Origin of the sequence: Staphylococcus gallinarum, from assembly GCF_000875895.1 — a bacterium.
In the GTDB taxonomy this organism is placed as follows: domain Bacteria; phylum Bacillota; class Bacilli; order Staphylococcales; family Staphylococcaceae; genus Staphylococcus; species Staphylococcus gallinarum.
Map to the genome: position 1 here is coordinate 1 of NZ_JXCF01000232.1, position 241 is coordinate 241.

General features: G+C 29.9%; 1 pseudogene. It reads left to right on the forward strand.

The window, feature by feature from the left end:
- A pseudogene (locus SH09_RS14230) lies at window positions 1-241 on the forward strand (replication initiation factor domain-containing protein); the annotation flags it as partial.

Here is a 241-nt window from a genome sequence, read left to right on the forward strand (position 1 = left end):
TTAAAACAAAACATCATTGACTACATGGAAGATGATGGTTTTACAAGATTAGATTTGGCTTTTGATTTTGAAGACGATTTGAGCGATTATTATGCGATGACTGATAAATCAGTTAAGAAACCTATTTTTTATGGTCGTAACGGTAAACCAGAAACAAAATATTTTGGTGTTCGTGACAGTGATAGATTTATTAGAATTTATAATAAAAAACAAGAACGTAAGGATAATGCAGACATTGAAG